The following is an 18,647-nucleotide window of genomic DNA, read 5'->3' on the forward strand; positions in this document are numbered from 1 at the left end:
CCCCGAACGAGTCCGGGGTGACGGAGTGTTTGGGCGAAGTCAGGCCCCCACGAACCGTCCCGGCCGGCGCTCATTCACCGCCCGCACGCCTTCGGCAAAGTCGGCGGTCTTTTGCAGCCATGCCTGTTCGGCGAGTTCGTGGTCGGTCTGGGCCTCGACCAGCGCGAACAGGTCGCCGCGCATGGTAGCCCGCGTCGACTGCACCGCGAGCGGCGCCCCCGCCGCGATCTCTTGCGCCAGCGCCAGCGCTTCCGCGCGCAGACGGTCGGCGGGCACCAGGATATCGACCAGACCCCAATCCGCCGCCTGCTCCGCCTTGATGCGACGCGCGGTGAGGTTCATCAGCAGCGCACGCTGGCCGCCGATCACCCGCTCCAGTACCGCCGAAATGCCGAAACCGGGGTGGAAGCCGAGCGCGACGAAGTTTGCGACGAAGCGCGCCTCAGGTGCCGCGACGCGGAAATCGGCGACGAGCGCAAGGCCGAGCCCCGCCCCCACCGCCGCGCCCTGGATCGCGGCAACGACCGGTGTTTTCACCGCATAGAGGCGCGCGGCGGCGACGTAGAAGGGGTTGCGCGTGCCCGCGGGCTGTTCCTTTTCGACCGGATTGTCGCGGGCAAGGTCGGCGCCGGCGCAGAAGATGCGGCCGTCCGATTGCAGCACGATCGCGCGCACCTGTGGGTCGGCGTCCGCCGCGGCAAAGGCGGCGCCGATCGCCTCGATCAGCGCAAGATCGGCGAAATTGTGCGGCGGCCGCGCGAAGGTGAGGATCGCGACATGGCCGTCGCGGGCGGTTTGGACGAGGGGCTGGGTCATGGCACGACAGTGGCGCGGATCGGGATGGGGCGCCAGTGGGGTGGCTCGCCGCTTGCTGTGGGATAACGGCCGATTGCCCAAGCATGCTCCCCCCTTTTTCGTCATTGCGAGCGTAGCGAAGCAATTCAGAGTCGGACCAGGACGCCCTGGATCGCTTCGCTGCGCTCGCAATGACGGCGCAGGAGCATCGCCCACCGTGCTTTAACGCTGCGCGCGCAGATAGGCGATCAGGTCGGCACGGGCGAGTGGGTCGGCGAGGCCGGGAAAGCCCATCGACGTGCCGGGCGCAAAGCGGTGCGGGTTGGCGAGCCACGCGTCCATCCGCTCGGGCGTCCAGCGGCCGCTCGCGCGCTGAAGCGCGGCGGTGTAGCCGAAGCGCGGACTGACGCCAGCCACCGGCGCTCCCATCGCGCCGAACAGATTGGGGCCGTTACGATCGGGCGCGCCCTTGCGGATCGCATGGCAGGCGGCGCAGGTGCGGAACAGCCGCTCGCCTTCCCCCACATCCGCGACGCGCAACAGCGCCGTGACGTCGGGGTCGGGCCCCGCCGCGCGCAGCCTTGCCGCGCGGTCCGCGCCGCCGTCGCCGCAGCCGGCGAGCAGCAGCAGCATGACGGCGGCGACGGCCCCGCGCATCAGTCGGCGAACAGCAGGACCGGCGTCTCGAGCTGCGTCTTGAGCGCCTGGATATAGCTTGCCGCGTCCCAGCCATCGACGACGCGATGGTCGCAGCTGATCGACACGTTCATCAGCTTTGCACGGCGGATTTCGTCACCGCGGCCGGTGAATACCGGACGCTCGACGATCTTGTTCGGCCCGATGATCGCGACCTCCGGCCGGTTGATGACCGGCGTCGTCGCGATGCCGCCGAGCGGCCCGAGCGAGGTGACGGTGATCGTGCCGTTGCCCAGTTCGTCCGGCTTCAGCTTGTTGGCGCGAGCAGCCTCGGCGAGGCGCGCTATCTCGGCGGCGAGCTGCCAGACGTTCTTGTCCTGCGCGTCGCGGATGACCGGCACGGTCAGCCCGGCATCGGTCTGCGCCGCCATGCCGAGGTGGACGCGGCCCGAGCGCGTCACCACGCCCGCTTCGTCATCATAGCGCGCGTTGAGCATCGGGAATTCGGGCAGCGTGCGGCAGATCGCGACGATCAGCAGCGGCAGCATGGTGAGCTTGGGACGCGGACCACGGTGCGCGTTGAGATCGGCGCGCATCGCCTCCAGCGCCGTCACGTCCACCTCGTCGACATAGGTAAAGTGCGGGATGTGGCGCTTGGCGGCGGCCATATTCTCGGCGATGCGGCGGCGCATGCCGATGACGCGAACCTGTTCGTCCTCGCGCGCACGCGACGCGCCGGGGGCGTGATAGCCCTGGCCGGCATTGTAGCGCAGAAAGGCGTCGAGATCGGCGTGGCGGACGCGATCGGCGTCGGTCTTGACCTGCGAGAGGTCGATGCCGAGGTCGCGGGCGCGAGCCCGCACCGCGGGGGATGCGAGGACGTGGGTGGCGACGGGTGCCGTCTCCTCCGTTCGCCCTGAGCCTGTCGAAGGGCTGGTCGCCGCGGGCAGTGCGCTTGCGACCTGTGCTTCGACAGGCTCAGCACGAACGGGGGATAGAGTGTCGCCCGATCCCGTCGGCGTTGTCACGGCCACCGCTTCGACCGCTTCGACGCCCGGATTTTCCGCCTCGTACTGCTCGGCGACTTCGGCCTGCTCGGCGCTCGGCGGGGCGGCGATCACCTCCCCCTCGCCCGCATCCTCGGTCTCGATCACGACCAGCGCGGCGCCGATCGCGACCTGATCGCCGACCTCGCCCGCCAGTTCGACCACCACACCCGACACCGGCGATTCCATCTCAACGGTCGCCTTGTCGGTCATCATGTCGGCGATATTCTGGTCTTCCTCGACGCGATCGCCGACGGCGACGTGCCAGGCGACGATCTCGGCCTCGGCGATGCCTTCGCCGATGTCGGGCAGGCGGAAGGTGAAGCGGCCCATCTTATGCGTCCTTCATGATCTTCTTGAGCGCCTGGCCGATGCGGACCGGGCCCGGGAAATATGCCCATTCCAGGCTGTGCGGATAGGGCGTGTCGAAGCCGGTCACGCGCTCGATCGGGGCTTCGAGGTGGTAGAAGCAGCGTTCCTGCACCAGCGCGGACAGTTCGGCGCCAAAGCCCGACGTGCGCGTCGCTTCGTGGACGATCATGCAGCGGCCGGTCTTCTTCACCGACGCTTCGATCGTCTCGATGTCGAGCGGCACGAGCGTGCGCAGGTCGACGATCTCGGCATCGATGCCTTCGTCGGCGATCACCTGCGCGCAGACGTGGACCATCGTGCCATAGGCGAGGATCGTTAGCGCCTCGCCCGGACGCACGACCTTCGCCTTGCCCAGATCGACACGGTAATAGCCGGTCGGCACTTCACCACCGGGGTGCTTCGACCAGTTCTCCGCCGGGCGGTCCCAATGGCCGTTGAACGGGCCGTTGTAGATGCGCTTGGGTTCGAGGAACAGGACGGGGTCGTTGTCCTCGATCGCCGCAATCAGCAGGCCCTTGGCGTCATACGGCGTCGACGGGATCACCGTCTTCATGCCGGACACGTGCGTGAAGATGCCCTCAGGGCTCTGCGAGTGCGTCTGGCCGCCGAAAATACCACCGCCATAGGGCGAGCGGATCGTGATCGGCGAGGTGAACTCGCCCGCCGACCGATAGCGCAGCCGCGCCGCCTCGCTGACCAACTGGTCAAGCGCGGGATAGATGTAATCGGCGAACTGGATTTCGGGGACGGGACGCAGGCCATAAGCGCCCATGCCGATCGCGACGCCCATGATGCCGATCTCGGTGATCGGCGTGTCGAACACGCGGGTCTTGCCGTATTTCGCCTGAAGCCCCGCCGTCGCGCGGAACACGCCCCCGAAATAGCCGACGTCCTCGCCCATCACCATCACGTCCGCATCGCGCCCCATGCAGACGTCGAGCGCAGAGTTTATCGCCTGAATCATGTTCATGCGGGTGGTGGTGTCGGTGGCGTCCGTCTCAGCAGACATTGCAGTATCGGTCATTCCACAATCCTCGTCACCCCGGGCTTGACCCGGGGTCCCGCTATGTCGAGCGGGCGGAAAGAAAAAGCGGGACCCCGGCTCAAGGTCGGGGTGACGGACAATGCCATCACTTGCGCGCCCATGGCCGTCCGCTCGCCTCTTCCTCGGCGATCATCTGCGCCTGTTGTTCGCGCAGATGCCATGGCATCTCTTCGAACACGCCATCGAACAGGCTGTCCAACGGCTGATGCAGGCCGTGGCCGAGGATGCCGTTCTTCTCCGCGTCCTTCTGCTGCGCGCGAACATATTCGGCCAGCTCGCGATCCTGCGCAGCGTGCCGCTCTTCGTCCCATTCGCCGATGACGATGAGGTGCTGCTTCAGCCGCGCGATCGGATCGCCGAGCGGCCAGGCGGTCGGTTCGCCCGCGCTGCGATATTGCGTCGGATCGTCGGAGGTCGAATGGCCTTCCGCGCGATAGGTGAAATGCTCGATCAGCGTCGGACCGGCGTTGGTGCGTGCGCGCTCCGCCGCCCACAATGTCGCGGCATAGACCGCAAGCGCGTCATTGCCGTCGACGCGCAGGCCTGCGATGCCATAGCCGATCGCACGTGCTGCGAAGGTCGTCGATTCGGCGCCCGCAAAGCCGGAAAAGCTCGAGATCGCCCACTGATTGTTGACGACGTTGAAGATCACCGGCGCGCGATAGACAGAAGCGAAGGTGCAGGCCGAATGGAAGTCGCCCTCGGCGGTCGATCCCTCGCCGCACCAGGTCGCGGCAATGCGCGTGTCGCCCTTCGCTGCCGATGCCATCGCCCAGCCGACGGCTTGGGGGTATTGCGTAGTGAGGTTGCCCGAGATCGAGAAGAAGCCGAAATCCTTCGCCGAATACATGATCGGCAGCTGCTTGCCCTGCAGCTTGTCACCGGTGTTCGAGTAGATCTGGTTCATCATCTCGACCAGCGGATAGCCGCGCGCGATGAGCAGCCCCTGCTGGCGATAGGACGGGAAGCACATGTCGTCGGCGTCGAGCGCCTGCGCCGCGGCGATTGCCACCGCCTCTTCGCCGGTCGCCTTCATGTAGAAGCTGGTCTTGCCCTGGCGTTGGGCACGGAACATGCGCTCGTCGAAAGCGCGCAGCAGCGCCATGTTGCGCAGCATCCGACGCAGCATGTCGGGCGACAGCTTGGGGTCCCACGGGCCGACCGCGCGGCCGTCTTCGTCGAGGACGCGCACCATCGTATAGGCGAGGTCGGTGAAATCGTGCGCCGATTCGGCGGTGTCGGGCCGTCGTGCGGCACCAGCCGGGGGAATGTCCACGCCGACGAAATCGACGGGATCGCCGGGGCGGAACTTGGGTTCCGGCACGTGCAGCCGCAGGGGCTGCAAATTGGCGCGAGGATGCTCGCCGGCCACGTTTCTCTCCTGTCCGTGCCCCGCGGGAGTCGCCGGCACCGTTGATCGATACTTTCGCGCCGTTGTAATTAGATTTCAAGCGAGATTTATGGCTTCAGGTCCTCCCCGGTACGGGGAGGGGGACCGTTCGCGCAGCGAATGGTGGAGGGGGGCTCCCACGAGCGGCATCGGGTGTGGAAGCCCCCCTCCGTCACCGCCTCCGGCGGCGCCACCTCCCCGTGCCGGGGAGGAATGTTTACCCCACGGTCTGTTCGATCACGCCAAAGATCGGGTGATGCTTGTCGTCCTCCGCCCAGATGCGCACGGTGTCCCCCTTCTTCAGGAACGGCGTCGTCGCCTTGCCGGTCGCGATCGTTTCGACGGTGCGCAGCTCGGCGAGGCAGCAATAGCCGACGCCGCCGTCGGCGATCGTCTTGCCGGGGCCGCCGTCGGCACCGCGGTTGCTGACGGTGCCCGATCCGACGATCGTCCCCGCCCCCAGCGCGCGCGTCTTGGCGGCATGCGCGACCAAAGTGCCGAAGTCGAAGGTCATGTCCTCGCCCGCCGCGACGCGGCCGAAGGGCTGGCCGTTGAGGTCGACGTTGAGCTTGCGGTGGAGCTTGCCGTCCTGCCACCAGTCGCCCAGCGCATCGGGAGTCACGAACACGGGCGAGAAAGCGCTGGCCGGCTTGGACTGGAAGAAACCGAATCCCTTGGCGAGTTCGCCGGGGATGAGGCCGCGCAAGGACACGTCGTTGGTCAGACCGATCAGGCGGATCGCCGCGAGTGCCTCTTCGCGGCTGGCGCCCAAGGGTACGTCACCGGTTACGACGACGACCTCCGCCTCCATGTCGCAGCCCCAGCTCTCGTCGGCGAGCGGGATGGGATCGCGTGGGGCGAGGAAGCCGTCCGATCCGCCCTGGTACATCAGCGGATCGTGCCAGAAGCTGTCCGGCATCTCGGCGCCGCGCGCCTGCCGCACCAGCGCGACGTGGTTCACGTACGCCGACCCGTCCGCCCATTGATAGGCGCGCGGCAGCGGCGAGGCGGCGTCATGTTCGTGGAAGCGTTCGCGCGGGATCACCGCATGCTCCAGGTCGGTCGCGAGGTTCTGGAGGTCGGGCAGATACCGGTCCCAATCGTCGAGCGCCGCCTGCAAGGTCGGCACGATATGGCCCGCATCCGCACACCAGGCGAGGTCGTTGGAGACCACGACGAGCTTGCCGTCGCGCTTGTGCTTCAGACTCGCCAGTTTCATGGCAACCATCCTCTTCTTGTTGGCCGACCATGCTATCGCCGGGCGCGGGGCGATGCACCGAAAAAGTCTCAGGCGATACGATCTCGCCATAACATTTGTTATTTTGTCTTGACGCCAGCGGCTCGCATCCGCAGCCTCTCCACCAAAGACACAAGGAGAGGATCATGACGCTGGACGATGTCGCGGGCCGCAGCGCCTATGACGGGGATCACGAGGCGTTCCGGCAGAGCGTGCGGCAGTTTCTGCGCAAGGAAGGCGTACCGCATGTCGCGGACTGGGAGGCGAACCGGCTGGTGCCGCCCGCTTTCTGGCGCGCGGCGGGGGCGGTCGGCATGCTGTGCCCGACGGTGCCCGAGGAATATGGCGGGCTGGGTCTCGATTTCGGCTATAACGCGATCGTCAACGAAGAGCTGACGTACAACGGCGTGCCCGCCGGCTTCACGCTGCAATCGGACATCGTCGTCGGCTATCTCGAACATTACGGGTCGGAGGAGCAGAAGCGCCACTGGCTGCCGCGCATGGTGTCGGGCGAGACGATCACCGCGATCGCGATGACCGAGCCGGGCACGGGCAGCGACCTCCAGTCGATCCGCACCACCGCGAAGCGCGACGGCAACCACTACGTCCTCAACGGCAGCAAGACCTATATCACCAACGGCCAGAACGCCGATCTGGTGCTGGTGGTCGCCAAGACCGATCCCGACGCCAAGCCTGCATGGCGCGGCATGTCGATCATCCTGGTTGAGGCGGAGCGCGAAGGCTTCCGGCGCGGGCGCAAGCTCGACAAGATCGGGCAGGAGGCGGCGGACACGTCCGAATTGTTCTTCGACGACGTGCGCGTGCCGATCACGAACTGCCTTGGCGAAGAGGGCAAGGGTTTCGTCTATCTGATGAGCCAGCTGCCGCAGGAACGACTGTCGATCGCGGTCGGCGCGCAGGCGTCGGCGCAGAAGGCGTTCGACGATACCGTCGCCTTTACCAAGGATCGCAAGGCGTTCGCCGGCGTGGTGTTCGACTTCCAGAACACGCGCTTCGTACTGGCAGGCATCAAGACGAAGCTGCAGGTCGGCTGGGCGCATCTCGACTGGGCAATCCGCCGGCATCTCGCGGGCGAGCTAACCAACGAGGAAGGCGCGGCGGCGAAGCTGTGGCACACCGAATTGCAATGGGAGGTGCTCGACGCCTGCCTCCAGCTGCATGGCGGCGCGGGCTATATGAACGAATATCCGATCGCGCGGGCGTGGCGGTCGGCGCGCGTGACGCGGATTTACGGCGGCACGAACGAGATTATGAAGGAGGTGATCGGGCGGGCGTTGTAATGTCGTCCCGATAGCCTGCCCGTCATTGCGAGCGCAGCGAAGCAATCCAGAGCCGCGCGCGATACGCTCTGGATTGCCGCGTCGCTTCGCTCCTCGCAATGACGCGGTCTGTGGTGCGACGTGGCGCGCAAACCAAGGCCAGCCATCTTGACTTTTGCGGCAGTGCAGCGCACATGCCGGGCCATCGAGGCGTCATGCAGCGTGAATGGGTTGGCCCTGCCAGCCCCGGCTCCGCCTCGGTCGTTAGCTGAAGGCTTCCCTTTTCACGCGGGGTGTCGGTTTCCCCCGCCGCACCGGCGTGCCCTCTCCTTCGGACGGCGCGCTGGCGAGGCCGTTTTTGAAGGTTGTTATTCCATGTCATTCGCTCATCTCGGCCTTGCCGAGCCACTCGTCCGTGCGCTCGAGGCCAAGGGCTATGCCACCCCCACGCCGATCCAGGCGCAGTCGATTCCGATCCTGCTGGAAGGCGACGATCTGCTCGGCATCGCGCAGACCGGCACCGGCAAGACCGCGGCGTTCGTGCTGCCGTCGATCCAGCGCCTGGTCGCCGCGCAGAAGCGCGTGCTGCCGACGCATGTCCGCATGCTCGTCCTCGCGCCGACGCGCGAACTCGCCAGCCAGATCGCCGACAATGCGCGCGGCTATGGCCAATTTTCCAACCTGTCCGTCGCGACCGTCTTCGGTGGCACCAGCATCAACAAGAATCGCCAGGATCTGAGCCGCGGCGTCGACATCCTCGTCGCGACGCCGGGCCGCCTAATCGACCTGGTCGAGCAGGGCATGTGCAACCTGTCGATGATCGAGATTCTGGTGCTCGACGAAGCCGACCAGATGATGGACCTGGGCTTCATTCACGCGCTCAAGAAGATCGTGCGGATGATCCCGCGCAAGCGTCAGACGCTGTTCTTCTCGGCGACGATGCCGACCGCGATCCGCGATCTCGCCGGTCAGTTCCTCACCAACCCGAAGACCGTGTCGGTAGTGCCGGAATCGACTACCGCAGAGCGCGTCGATCAATATGTCACCTTCGTCAACCAGACCGAGAAGCAGGCGCTGCTGACGCTCGTGCTGCAGGACCCGGCGATCAACCGTGCGCTCGTCTTCACGCGCACCAAGCATGGCGCCGACCGCGTCGTGAAGCTGCTCGCCGGCAACGGCATCGCGGCGAACGCGATCCATGGCAACAAGAGCCAGGGCCAGCGCGAGCGCGCGCTCGGCGAGTTCAAGGACGGCAAGACCAAGGTGCTGGTCGCCACCGACATCGCCGCACGCGGCATCGACGTGTCGGGCGTCAGCCACGTCGTCAACTTCGAGCTGCCGAACGTTGCGGAACAGTACGTCCACCGCATCGGCCGCACCGCGCGCGCGGGCAACAGCGGCATCGCCATCGCCTTCTGCGCGGATGACGAGCGGCCGTATCTGAAGGACATCGAAAAGATCACGCGCCAGAAGGTGACCGTGCGTCCGCTGCCGGAGAATTTCACCGGCCTCGCCAACGAGATCAAGGCGACGCGCGTCAAGGCGATCGGGGCGGACCCCGCGCCGCGTGCCGACCTGCCGCGCGGCCAGCGCCAGCCGGCCCGTCCGCGCGCGACGCATGCGCCGACCGCGACGCGCAATTACGCCAACGCCAGCCGTCGTGGCGGCGGTGGCGGCCGCGGTCGTTCGGGCGGCGGCGGCCGTGGACAGGGTGCCGGCGCGGCGCGCTGATCCCTTCCCTTCGCGACTTCGATGGCGGCCCGGCGAGCATCCCTTGCCGGGCCGTCGTCGTATCCGGCAACCGCTGCACCGGTTCGCGCATTGTCGCTGGCAAAGGAGAGCAGCCATGGACGTGTCGACCACTCCCGTTGCCGAACGGATCGCCCGCGTGCTCGCCGGGCAGCGGATCAGCGTGAATGCCGGCGGCGATGCCGAAAGCGCAGGCGATCAGGTGGACAGCGCGTGGCGCGATTACCTGCCCGATGCGCTGGCAGTGCTGCGCACCCTGCGCGAACCGGATCAGCGCATGGCCGCGGCAGGCGACCCGGCGATATGGGAGCGAATGGTCCTGGCGGCGATCGAGGAGTCGAAGCCGGAGCGGGTAGTCCTCTAATCGTCCGTCACCCCGGACTTGATCCGGGGTCCTGCTCTTCACCGGCCGCCCAAGAAGCGGGACCCCGGATTAGCTCCGGGGTGACGAAGAGACTTGGCGACCGTCACGCCACCACGCTGAGCCACTCATCCACCGGCGCCCGTTCGCTGTGCAGCGCATTGGCCGGCGCGTCTGTATCCTCGAACCCGATCGCCACGCCGCAGAACAGCATCCGGCCCTCGGGCAATTCCAGAAACCGCCCCACCGTCTCGGGATACATCGCCCAGCATTCCTGCGGGCAGGTCGCCAGCCCCGCCTCGACCGCGAGCAGCATCAGCGTTTGAAGATACATGCCGAGGTCCGACCATTGCGGCGGCCCCATGCGCCGATCAACCGAGCAGAAATACGCCGCCGGCGCGTCGAAGAACCGATAATTGGCGGCGAACCAGCGGCGGCGACCCGCCTTATCCTCACGCGGAATGCCGATTCGATCGTACAGCGCCTCGCCCACCGCAAAGCGCCGGCCGCGCCACGGATCGTCGAGTTCGGGCGGATAGATGGCATAGGCCGGCGTCTCGCTCGCACCGCTCGCCAGCCGATCGGCCATGATCGCCTTCAGCCGCGTCATTGCTTCGTCCTGGACGATCAGCACGTGCCACGGCTGGAGGTTACCACCCGAGGGCGCCCGCGCCGCCGCCTCGGCAAGGTCACGCAACTGCGCCAGCGGCACCGGGGTATCGAGGAATCCGCGCACCGATCGTCGTGCCGCCACCGCCTGTCGAACGTCCATCGTCACCCTCTTGCGCTTTGCCATGGATTACGCGACACATCGCCACAATAACAAGAGTTATGGAGAGCGAAGCGATGGCGGAGGCCTATATCGTCCAGGCGGTGCGGACCGCGGGCGGACGGCGCGGCGGGCGGCTGGCGGGCTGGCACCCGGCGGATATGGCGGGGGCGACGCTCGACGCGATCGTCGGGCGCAGCGGCATCGATCCCGCCGCGATCGAAGACGTCATCATGGGCTGCGTCAGCCAGGGCGGCGAGCAGGGCTTCCAGGTCGGGCGCGGCGCGGTGCTCGCCTCGTCGCTGCCGACCAGCGTGCCCGCCGTCACGATCGATCGCCAGTGCGGATCGTCACAACAGGCGATCCAATTCGCCGCCCAGGCGGTGATGAGCGGCACGCAGGACGTGGTGATCGCCGCCGGCGTCGAGAGCATGACGCGCGTGCCGATGGGATCGACCGGCGCGCTGTTCGCGCAAGCCGGCCTCGGCAAGGCGAAGAGCCCCCGGCAGGAGGCGCGCTTTCCGGGCGTGCAGTTCAGCCAGTTCATCGGCGCCGAGATGATCGCGCGCAAATACGGCTTCGACCGGACGCAGCTCGATGCCTATGCGCTCGAAAGCCACCGTCGTGCCGCCGCGGCGACGCAAGCGGGTGCCTTCGCCGACGAGATCGTCGGGCTGGAGGTGGAGACGCCCGAGGGCACCGTGATCCATGACCGCGACGAGGGCATCCGCTACGACGCGACGCCGGAGAGCATCGGCGCGGTGAAGCTGTTGCAGGAGGGTGGCTCGATCACCGCCGCCAATGCCAGCCAGATCTGCGACGGCGCCAGTGCGGTGATGGTGGTGAGCGAGGCGGCGCTGAAGGCGCATGGCCTCACCCCGCTGGCCCGCATCCACAACCTCACCGTCACCGGCGGCGATCCCGTCGTCATGCTGGAGGAGCCGCTGTTCGCTACCGACCGCGCCTTGCAGCGCGCCGGCATGCGCATCGACGACATCGACCTGTACGAGGTGAACGAGGCGTTCGCGCCGGTGCCGCTCGCCTGGTTGCAGCATACCGGCGGCGATCCGGCGAAGCTCAACGTGAACGGCGGTGCGATCGCTCTGGGCCATCCGCTCGGCGCGTCGGGTACCAAGCTGATGGCGACGCTGGTTCACGCGCTGCACGCGCGCGGCGGCCGCTATGGCTTGCAGACGATGTGCGAAGGCGGCGGCATCGCCAACGTCACGATCATCGAGCGGCTGTAAATTCCACCCTCGCTTTAGCGGGGGAGGGGGACCGCGGCCGAAGGCCGTGGTCGAGGGGGCGCTTCCGCAAGCGCAACGTTCGCCGCCGCCCTCCCCCTCCGTCACCGCTTCGCGGCGCCACCTCCCCCTGGCGGGGGAGGACTGAAAGAAAGACAGGGTCTATGCATATCACGAACACCACCGCCGCGGTCGTCACCGGCGGCGCATCCGGCCTCGGCGCCGCCACCGCACGCGCGCTGGCGGCGAAGGGCGCGAAGGTCGCGATCTTCGACCTGCAACGCGAAAAGGGCGAAGCGCTCGCCGCGGAGATCGGCGGGATCTTTTGCGAAGTGAACGTCACCAGCGACGACAGCGTCGATGCGGGGTTCGCCAAGGCGCGCGAGGCGCATGGGCAGGAATCGGTGCTGGTGTGCTGCGCCGGCACGGGCAATGCGGTGAAGACCGCCAGCCGTTCGAAGGAAGACGGCAGCATCAAGCATTTCCCGCTCCAGGCGTTCGACTGGCTTATCCAGATCAACCTGGTCGGCACGTTCCGCTGCGTCGCCAAATCGGCGGCGGGCATGCTCACGTTGGAACCGGGCGAGCATAACGAACGCGGCGCGATCGTGATGACCGCCAGCGTCGCCGCGGAGGACGGCCAGATCGGCCAGGCGGCCTATTCTGCCTCGAAGGGCGGCGTGGTCGGCATGACCCTCCCCATCGCGCGCGACCTGATGGGCGAAGGCATCCGCGTGAACACGATCCTGCCGGGCATCTTCGACACGCCGCTGCTGCAAGGCGCGCCGCAGCCGGTGAAGGATGCGCTGGCGGCGAGCGTGCCCTTCCCGAAGCGGCTCGGCGATCCGGCGGAATATGCGCACCTCGCCATGACGTTGATCGAGAACGGTTATTTCAACGGCGAGGATATCCGGCTCGACGGCGGCATCCGCATGGCGCCGCGGTAACTCCGTCACCCCGGACTCGTTCCGGGGTCCACCGGGCCACACGGGGGAGGCAAGAGGCTCACGCCGCCCCCTCGCCGCGAAGTGGACCCCGGAACAAGTCCGGGGTGACGAAGGAGGAGAAGCCCTCAATCCACGAAGACCGGCGCCCGCTTGCCCATGTTCGCCGCGACCGCCTCCATCATGTTCGGCTTGCCGATCACCTTCAGCTGTTCGGCCGTCTCCGCTTCCAGCATCGCGCGCGGATCGGCGTCATGTGCCATGTTGAGCAGACGCTTCGCCCCGCGGATCGCTTGCGGGCTGCGCCCGGCGATCTCGCGCGCCAACGCCATAGCCGCCTCGTAAGGGTCGTCTGCCAGCCGCGTGACGAAGCCGTGGTGCAGCGCCTCCGCCGCATCGAATTCGCGCGCGGTATAGACCAGCTCGCGCAGCACGTCGTCGCGCACCAACCCGCGCCAGATCGGGAAGCCCGCCATGTCGGGCACCAACCCCCAATGCGTCTCGCGGATCGCAAAGCGCGTGTCCGGCGCGGCGATGCGGATGCACGCGCCCGACATGATCTGGAACCCACCGCCGAAGGCGACGCCATGCACCGCGGCGATCACCGGCATCGGCAGCTGGCGCCAGCCCCAGGTGACGTGCTGCGGCAGGATGCTGCCCTGATCGTTGCGCTCGACCCCCATGCCGGACCCGCCGCGCGCCATGCTCGCCATGTCGAGGCCTGCGCAGAACCCCCGCCCCTCGCCCGACAGCACGACGCAGCGCACGTCGGTGCGACTATGCAGCCCGTCGATCGCGGCGCCGATGGCTTCGAACATCGCGGGGTCGATCGCATTCATCTTGTCCGCGCGGGCAAGCCGCACGTCGGCAATGCCGTCGGTGATGGTCGTGGTGACGCGGTCGTTCATGGCTCTCTCCCGTTTTGCCCACGCTAACCGCTCGCCCCACGTTGCGCCACCGGGCGCGGCGTGTAGAGACGGGTGCATGAGCGGTTTCAACTTAGAGGCGTTCATGGCGCATCGCTTCGGCGGCCATGGCGGCGCGGTGGGTATCACCTATCACGGCAGGGACGACGACTGGGTCGAACTGGCGCTGCCTTATGACGAAAGGCTGATCGGCGATCCCGGCAGCGGCGTCATCGCGTCGGGCCCGATCATCACGCTGATGGACATGGCGACCAGCGTCGCGGTCTGGATCAAGCGCGACAGGTTCGCCGCCCAGGCGACGCTGGACTTGCGCGTCGATTACCTGCGGCCCGCCGTGCCGGGGCGGACCGTGATCGGGCGCGGCGAATGCCTGAAGCTGACCCGGTCGATCGCCTTCGTTCGCGGCATCGCTTACGATGACACGCCCGACGATCCGCTGGCGCATGTCGCGGGCACCTTCATGCTGATGGACCAGATGGCATGACCCCGATGCACTCGCTGCCGCCCTATGCCGAGATGCTCGGCGTGACGCTGGAGCCGCGCGATGGCGCCGCACCGCTGCTGGTGATGCCGTTCCGGAACGAAGTACTGGGGCGCCCCGGCTTCCTGCACGGCGGTGCGATCTCGGGCCTGCTGGAGGTCGCGGCGATCGTGTCGTTGCAACATGCGCTGGCCGAGGAAGGCGGTGGGCGGATCAAGCCCGTCAACGTGACCGTCGACTTCATGCGCGGCGGCCGCGATAAACCGACGCACGCGGAGGGGATTGTGACGCGGCTCGGCACGCGCGTGGCGAACGTCGAGGCGATCGCCTGGCAGGACGACCGCGACAAGCCGATCGCGCACGCACGGATGAACTATCTGGTGGTGCGCGACTGAAGCCTGCCGTCACCCCGGCTGAAGAGCCGGGGTCCCGCTTCTTCTACAGCAGGCGAGAAAGCGGGACCCCGGGTCAAGCCCGGGGTGACGAAAGAGAGGAATTAGCGCGGCGTCAGCCGGATCAGCCGCCCCTGCGATTCGCCGCCGTCCTCGATCACCCAGATCGCACCGTCCGGGCCCTGCTCCACGTCGCGGATGCGCGCGCCCATCGGCCATTGGTCGGCCTTTTTCGCAGTCTGCCCGTCGAGGTCGACGCGGACCAGCGACTTGGATGACAGGCCACCGATAAAGGCATCGCCCTTCCACGCTGGGAACAGACTGCCCGAATAGATCATCAGCCCGCCCGGCGAGATAACCGGGTTCCACCAGACCTTGGGCGGCTCGTAACCGTCGCCGGGGCGATGATCGGGAATGTCGCGACCGTCGTAATGGCTGCCGTTCGACGCATTGGGCCAGCCGTAGTTGCGGCCCGGCATGATGAGGTTCAGCTCGTCGCCGCCCTTCGGCCCCATCTCCTGCTCCCACAACCGCCCCTGCGCGTCGAAAGCGATCCCGAGCAGGTTGCGGTGGCCATAGCTCCACACCTCCGGCGCGAACCCCTTCGCCACCAGCGGATTGCCCGGCGCGGGCTTACCGTCGAGCGTCAGACGCAACACCTTGCCCAGCGTCGCCTGCGGGTCCTGCGCGGGCGTAAACTTCTGCCGCTCGCCGTTGGTGAAGAACAGCGACTGGCCGTCGGGCGCGAAGGCGATGCGGCCCGAATAATGGCCGTTACCCTCGACGAAGGGCCGCGCCTGGAACAGCGCCTCGATCTCGCCCAGCCGTTCGCTCGCCCCCTCGCCGCGCAGCCGGCCGCGGGCGAGCACCACGCCCTTGCCGCCCTGACCGGCAGTCGAATAGCTGAAATAGATGCGCTTGCTGGTGGCGAAGTCGGGCGCGGGCACCACGTCCATCAACCCGCCCTGCCCCGCCGAATCGACAGGCAGCGTCGCGATCGTCTGGCGGCGCTTGCCGTCGGCGGACAGCAGGATCATCTGCCCCGCCTTCTCGGTGACGAGGATGCGATTGTCCGGCAGGAACGCCAGCGCCCAGGGCGAGACGAAATCAGCGACCACCGTCTCGCGGAACGGCTTGGCCGAGGGCGGCGTCTCACCAGCCTGCGCGCCCTCTGTGGTCGCGGGAGCATTGCCCGAACAGGCGATCAGGGCCACCGGCAAGGCGGCGAGCAGGTGCAGGCGCATGAATGTCTCCCTTTTTATCGATGCAGCGAACGCACGGGCCCGCGCGATGGATGCTTGTTTCTAGGCGGGGGCCGGCGTATATAGCCGCTGCCTTCTCTAACATCGTCAGGTGAAAGAGGCTGCGGGGGACCCCTTCCGCGGCGGCGAACACGCATATCTGTTTTGGAGCCCGCATGGCGGACATCGCCCTTCTGACCGCATTGATCGAACCCGAAGCCAAAGCGCTGGGTTTCGACCTCGTGCGCGTGAAGATGTTCGGCGGCAAATCCGACCCCACGCTTCAGATCATGGCCGAACGGCCCGACACCGGCCAGCTGACGATCGACGATTGCGCCGATCTGTCGCGCCGCATCTCGGATGTGCTCGACGCGCTGGAGGCCGAGGGCAAAGACCCGATTGAGGACGCCTATCGCCTCGAAGTGTCGTCGCCCGGCATCGACCGCCCGCTCACCCGCCCGCAGGATTACGTCAATTGGGCGGGGCATGAGGCGAAGGTGACGCTGGTCGAGAAGATCGACAACCGCAAGATCCTGACCGGTGATCTGGTCGGGATCGAGGGCGATCAGGTGACGATCGACGTGCGCGGCTATCAGCCGATGACCGTCGGCGTCGACCAGATTCACGACGCGAAGCTGACGATCACCGATCGCCTGCTCGCCGCCACCGCGCCGCTTTCCAGCGAAGGCGCGGACGAATTCGAAGAAATTGACGACACCGACGCATCCAACGAAGGACAGCAGTAAGATGGCCACCGTCGCCACCGCCAACCGCGCGGAACTGATCGCGATCGCCAATTCGGTCGCATCGGAAAAGATGATCGACAAGAGCATTGTGATCGAGGCTCTTGAAGAAGCGATCCAGCGCGCGGCCAAGACCCGCTACGGCATCGAGAACGACATTCGCGCGAAGCTCGATCCCCAGACCGGCGACCTGCGCCTGTGGCGCGTCGTCGAGGTGGTCGAGGCGGTCGACGACTATTTCAAGCAGGTCGACGTCAACCAGGCGCAGAAGCTGCAGAAGGGCGCGACTGTCGGCGACTATATCGTCGATCCGCTGCCCCCGATCGAATTCGGCCGCATCCAGGCGCAGGCATCCAAGCAGATCATCTTCCAGAAGGTCCGCGACGCCGAGCGCGAGCGCCAGTATGAAGAGTTCAAGGATCGCCAGGGCGAGATCATCACCGGCGTCGTCAAGCGCGTCGAGTTCGGCCACATCGTCGTCGATCTGGGCCGCGCCGAGGGCGTCATCCGTCGCGACCAGCAGATCCCGCGCGAAGTCGTGCGCGTCAACGACCGTATCCGGTCGCTGATCCTCAACGTCCGCCGCGAAAACCGCGGTCCGCAGATCTTCCTCAGCCGCGCACACCCCGACTTCATGAAGAAGCTGTTCGCGCAGGAAGTGCCCGAAATCTACGACGGCATCATCACCATCCAGGCGGCGGCGCGTGACCCTGGTTCGCGCGCGAAGATCGGCGTCATCAGCCGCGATTCGTCGATCGACCCGGTCGGCGCCTGCGTCGGCATGAAGGGCAGCCGCGTCCAGGCCGTCGTGCAGGAAATGCAGGGCGAAAAGATCGACATCATCCCCTGGTCGCCCGACACCGCGACCTTCGTCGTCAACGCGCTGCAGCCCGCTTCGGTCAGCCGCGTCGTGATCGACGAGGAAGAGGACCGGATCGAGGTGGTCGTGCCCGACGACCAGCTCAGCCTCGCCATCGGTCGCCGCGGCCAGAACGTTCGCCTCGCCAGTCAGCTGACCGGCAAGGCCATCGACATCCTGACCGAGGCCGACGCCAGCGAAAAGCGCCAGAAGGAGTTCGTCCAGAATTCTGAGATGTTCCAGAACGAACTGGACGTCGACGAGACGCTGGCGCAGCTGCTGGTCGCCGAAGGCTTCGGCGCACTGGAAGAGGTCGCCTATGTCGAGCTGGACGAACTGGCCGGCATCGAGGGCTTTGACGAGGACCTCGCGCAGGAACTGCAGAGCCGTGCGCAGGAAGCGCTCGATCGCCGCGAGGCCGCTGCGCGTGACGAACGTCGTGCGCTGGGCGTCGAGGACGCGCTCGCCGACATGCCGTACCTGACCGAAGCGATGCTGGTCACGCTCGGCAAGGCGGGCATCAAGACGCTCGACGACCTCGCCGATCTCGCCACCGACGAACTGGTCGAGAAGAAGCGTGCCGAGCCGCGCCGCCGCAACGAGGACGCCCCCAAGCGCCCCGAGCCTAAGGGTGGCATCCTCGCCGAATACGGTCTCAGCGACGAGCAGGGCAACGAGATCATCATGGCCGCGCGCCAGCATTGGTTCGAGGACGAAGCGCCGGCAGCCGCCGATGCGCCTGCCTCGACCGATGCGTCGGAGGGTGAGGACGCCTGATGCCCTTCGTCTCGATCCGACTGGCCGGCTCCGCGACCAAGGAGCAGAAGGCGGGGGTCGTCGCGGACGTGACGGCCAGCCTCGTCACGCGCCTCGGCAAGAACCCCGCCGCGGTCCAGATCGTGATCGAGGAAGTATCGACCGAAAACTATGGCGCCGGCGGTCAGCTGATCGCCGACCGCGATGCGCCCAAGCCGAGGGAGGACGCTGATGCGGTTCCCTCGCAATGAGACGCTGACGGTTCAACGACGCTTTGTGAGGGGCGACTCGTTCGCCCCCTACACGCCGTCATCCCCGCGCAGGCGGGGATCCAGACTGGCTGACGTTGCGATTCTGTCGCTGACGGTAGCGCGTCTGGAT

Annotated in this window: 19 protein-coding genes; 10 read left to right on the forward strand and 9 right to left on the reverse strand. The window is 67.1% G+C overall.

Translation table 11 applies throughout. The annotated features are described in order from the left end of the window. Nucleotides 1–39 precede the first annotated feature (39 nt). From ACGVWT_RS05840 to ACGVWT_RS05865, 6 genes are all read right to left on the reverse strand, one after another. Nucleotides 40–816: an enoyl-CoA hydratase/isomerase family protein gene (locus tag ACGVWT_RS05840; RefSeq protein WP_315461724.1), complete on the reverse strand. Its 777-nt coding sequence runs from the start codon at nt 814–816 to the stop codon at nt 40–42. Between the two features lie 201 nt (nt 817–1,017). Continuing rightward, nucleotides 1,018–1,452, reverse strand: coding sequence for a cytochrome c family protein (locus ACGVWT_RS05845; RefSeq protein WP_315461725.1), 435 nt, complete (start codon nt 1,450–1,452; stop codon nt 1,018–1,020). Further along, nucleotides 1,452–2,810, reverse strand: a complete 1,359-nt coding sequence (locus tag ACGVWT_RS05850) for a dihydrolipoamide acetyltransferase family protein (RefSeq protein ID WP_315461726.1) — start codon at nt 2,808–2,810, stop codon at nt 1,452–1,454. The genes ACGVWT_RS05845 and ACGVWT_RS05850 overlap by 1 nt, the downstream gene beginning before the upstream one ends. A gap of 1 nt (nt 2,811) precedes the next feature. Continuing rightward, nucleotides 2,812–3,819, reverse strand: a complete 1,008-nt coding sequence (locus tag ACGVWT_RS05855; RefSeq protein ID WP_315461929.1) for an alpha-ketoacid dehydrogenase subunit beta — start codon at nt 3,817–3,819, stop codon at nt 2,812–2,814. Between the two features lie 160 nt (nt 3,820–3,979). Next, nucleotides 3,980–5,266, reverse strand: a complete 1,287-nt coding sequence (locus ACGVWT_RS05860) for a 3-methyl-2-oxobutanoate dehydrogenase (2-methylpropanoyl-transferring) subunit alpha (RefSeq protein ID WP_020486371.1) — start codon at nt 5,264–5,266, stop codon at nt 3,980–3,982. 235 nt (nt 5,267–5,501) lie between these two features. Next, a complete protein-coding gene (locus ACGVWT_RS05865) occupies nt 5,502–6,503 on the reverse strand; it encodes a fumarylacetoacetate hydrolase family protein (RefSeq protein ID WP_315461727.1) in 1,002 nt (333 codons plus the stop codon). Nucleotides 6,504–6,667: 164 nt separating this feature from the next. Between ACGVWT_RS05865 and ACGVWT_RS05870 the strand changes: the two genes are divergently transcribed. The 3 genes from ACGVWT_RS05870 to ACGVWT_RS05880 all read left to right on the forward strand — a co-directional run bounded on the left by ACGVWT_RS05870 (nt 6,668) and on the right by ACGVWT_RS05880 (nt 9,914). Beyond that, the gene (locus ACGVWT_RS05870; RefSeq protein ID WP_043059741.1) at nt 6,668–7,822 is read left to right on the forward strand and encodes an acyl-CoA dehydrogenase family protein; all 1,155 of its coding nucleotides are present in this window, start codon (nt 6,668–6,670) and stop codon (nt 7,820–7,822) included. 354 nt (nt 7,823–8,176) lie between these two features. Next, entirely contained in the window at nt 8,177–9,532 is a 1,356-nt protein-coding gene (locus ACGVWT_RS05875) for a DEAD/DEAH box helicase (RefSeq protein ID WP_315461728.1), read from the forward strand. Nucleotides 9,533–9,647: 115 nt separating this feature from the next. Further along, the gene (locus ACGVWT_RS05880; protein ID WP_116462556.1) at nt 9,648–9,914 is read left to right on the forward strand and encodes a hypothetical protein; all 267 of its coding nucleotides are present in this window, start codon (nt 9,648–9,650) and stop codon (nt 9,912–9,914) included. A gap of 103 nt (nt 9,915–10,017) precedes the next feature. Here ACGVWT_RS05880 and ACGVWT_RS05885 read toward each other — a convergent pair whose 3' ends face one another. Further along, a complete protein-coding gene (locus ACGVWT_RS05885; protein WP_315461930.1) occupies nt 10,018–10,683 on the reverse strand; it encodes a nitroreductase in 666 nt (221 codons plus the stop codon). A gap of 74 nt (nt 10,684–10,757) precedes the next feature. On the opposite strand from ACGVWT_RS05885, the gene ACGVWT_RS05890 reads away from it, so the two are divergent. Both ACGVWT_RS05890 and ACGVWT_RS05895 read left to right on the forward strand, forming a co-directional pair. Next, entirely contained in the window at nt 10,758–11,927 is a 1,170-nt protein-coding gene (locus tag ACGVWT_RS05890; protein WP_315461729.1) for an acetyl-CoA C-acetyltransferase, read from the forward strand. 161 nt (nt 11,928–12,088) lie between these two features. Continuing rightward, entirely contained in the window at nt 12,089–12,871 is a 783-nt protein-coding gene (locus tag ACGVWT_RS05895; RefSeq protein WP_294218084.1) for an SDR family NAD(P)-dependent oxidoreductase, read from the forward strand. Nucleotides 12,872–12,996: 125 nt separating this feature from the next. Here ACGVWT_RS05895 and ACGVWT_RS05900 read toward each other — a convergent pair whose 3' ends face one another. Beyond that, nucleotides 12,997–13,776 carry a crotonase/enoyl-CoA hydratase family protein gene (locus ACGVWT_RS05900; RefSeq protein WP_315461730.1) on the reverse strand — a complete coding sequence of 260 codons (780 nt, stop codon included), beginning with the start codon at nt 13,774–13,776 and terminating at the stop codon, nt 12,997–12,999. 76 nt (nt 13,777–13,852) lie between these two features. Here ACGVWT_RS05900 and ACGVWT_RS05905 point away from each other — a divergent pair, with 76 nt between their 5' ends. Both ACGVWT_RS05905 and ACGVWT_RS05910 read left to right on the forward strand, forming a co-directional pair. After that, nucleotides 13,853–14,278, forward strand: a complete 426-nt coding sequence (locus ACGVWT_RS05905; RefSeq protein ID WP_315461731.1) for a PaaI family thioesterase — start codon at nt 13,853–13,855, stop codon at nt 14,276–14,278. Continuing rightward, the gene (locus tag ACGVWT_RS05910; protein ID WP_116462561.1) at nt 14,275–14,670 is read left to right on the forward strand and encodes a PaaI family thioesterase; all 396 of its coding nucleotides are present in this window, start codon (nt 14,275–14,277) and stop codon (nt 14,668–14,670) included. Before ACGVWT_RS05905 ends, ACGVWT_RS05910 begins: the two co-directional genes overlap by 4 nt. Nucleotides 14,671–14,771: 101 nt before the next feature. Here ACGVWT_RS05910 and ACGVWT_RS05915 read toward each other — a convergent pair whose 3' ends face one another. Further along, on the reverse strand, nt 14,772–15,911 hold the full coding sequence (locus ACGVWT_RS05915; RefSeq protein WP_315461732.1) for a PQQ-dependent sugar dehydrogenase: 1,140 nt from the start codon (nt 15,909–15,911) through the stop codon (nt 14,772–14,774). 173 nt (nt 15,912–16,084) lie between these two features. On the opposite strand from ACGVWT_RS05915, the gene rimP reads away from it, so the two are divergent. From rimP to ACGVWT_RS05930, 3 genes are read left to right on the forward strand one after another with little or no spacing between them, the layout of a single operon-like run. After that, on the forward strand, nt 16,085–16,654 hold the full coding sequence (gene rimP / locus ACGVWT_RS05920; protein WP_315461733.1) for a ribosome maturation protein RimP: 570 nt from the start codon (nt 16,085–16,087) through the stop codon (nt 16,652–16,654). 1 nt (nt 16,655) lies between these two features. Next, nucleotides 16,656–18,287, forward strand: a complete 1,632-nt coding sequence (nusA, locus tag ACGVWT_RS05925) for a transcription termination factor NusA (protein ID WP_116462564.1) — start codon at nt 16,656–16,658, stop codon at nt 18,285–18,287. Beyond that, nucleotides 18,287–18,517 carry a 4-oxalocrotonate tautomerase family protein gene (locus ACGVWT_RS05930; RefSeq protein WP_116462565.1) on the forward strand — a complete coding sequence of 77 codons (231 nt, stop codon included), beginning with the start codon at nt 18,287–18,289 and terminating at the stop codon, nt 18,515–18,517. The genes nusA and ACGVWT_RS05930 overlap by 1 nt, the downstream gene beginning before the upstream one ends. Nucleotides 18,518–18,647: the final 130 nt, after the last annotated feature.

It is taken from the genome of Sphingomonas sp. S6, assembly GCF_043498045.1.
GTDB lineage: Bacteria > Pseudomonadota > Alphaproteobacteria > Sphingomonadales > Sphingomonadaceae > Sphingomonas.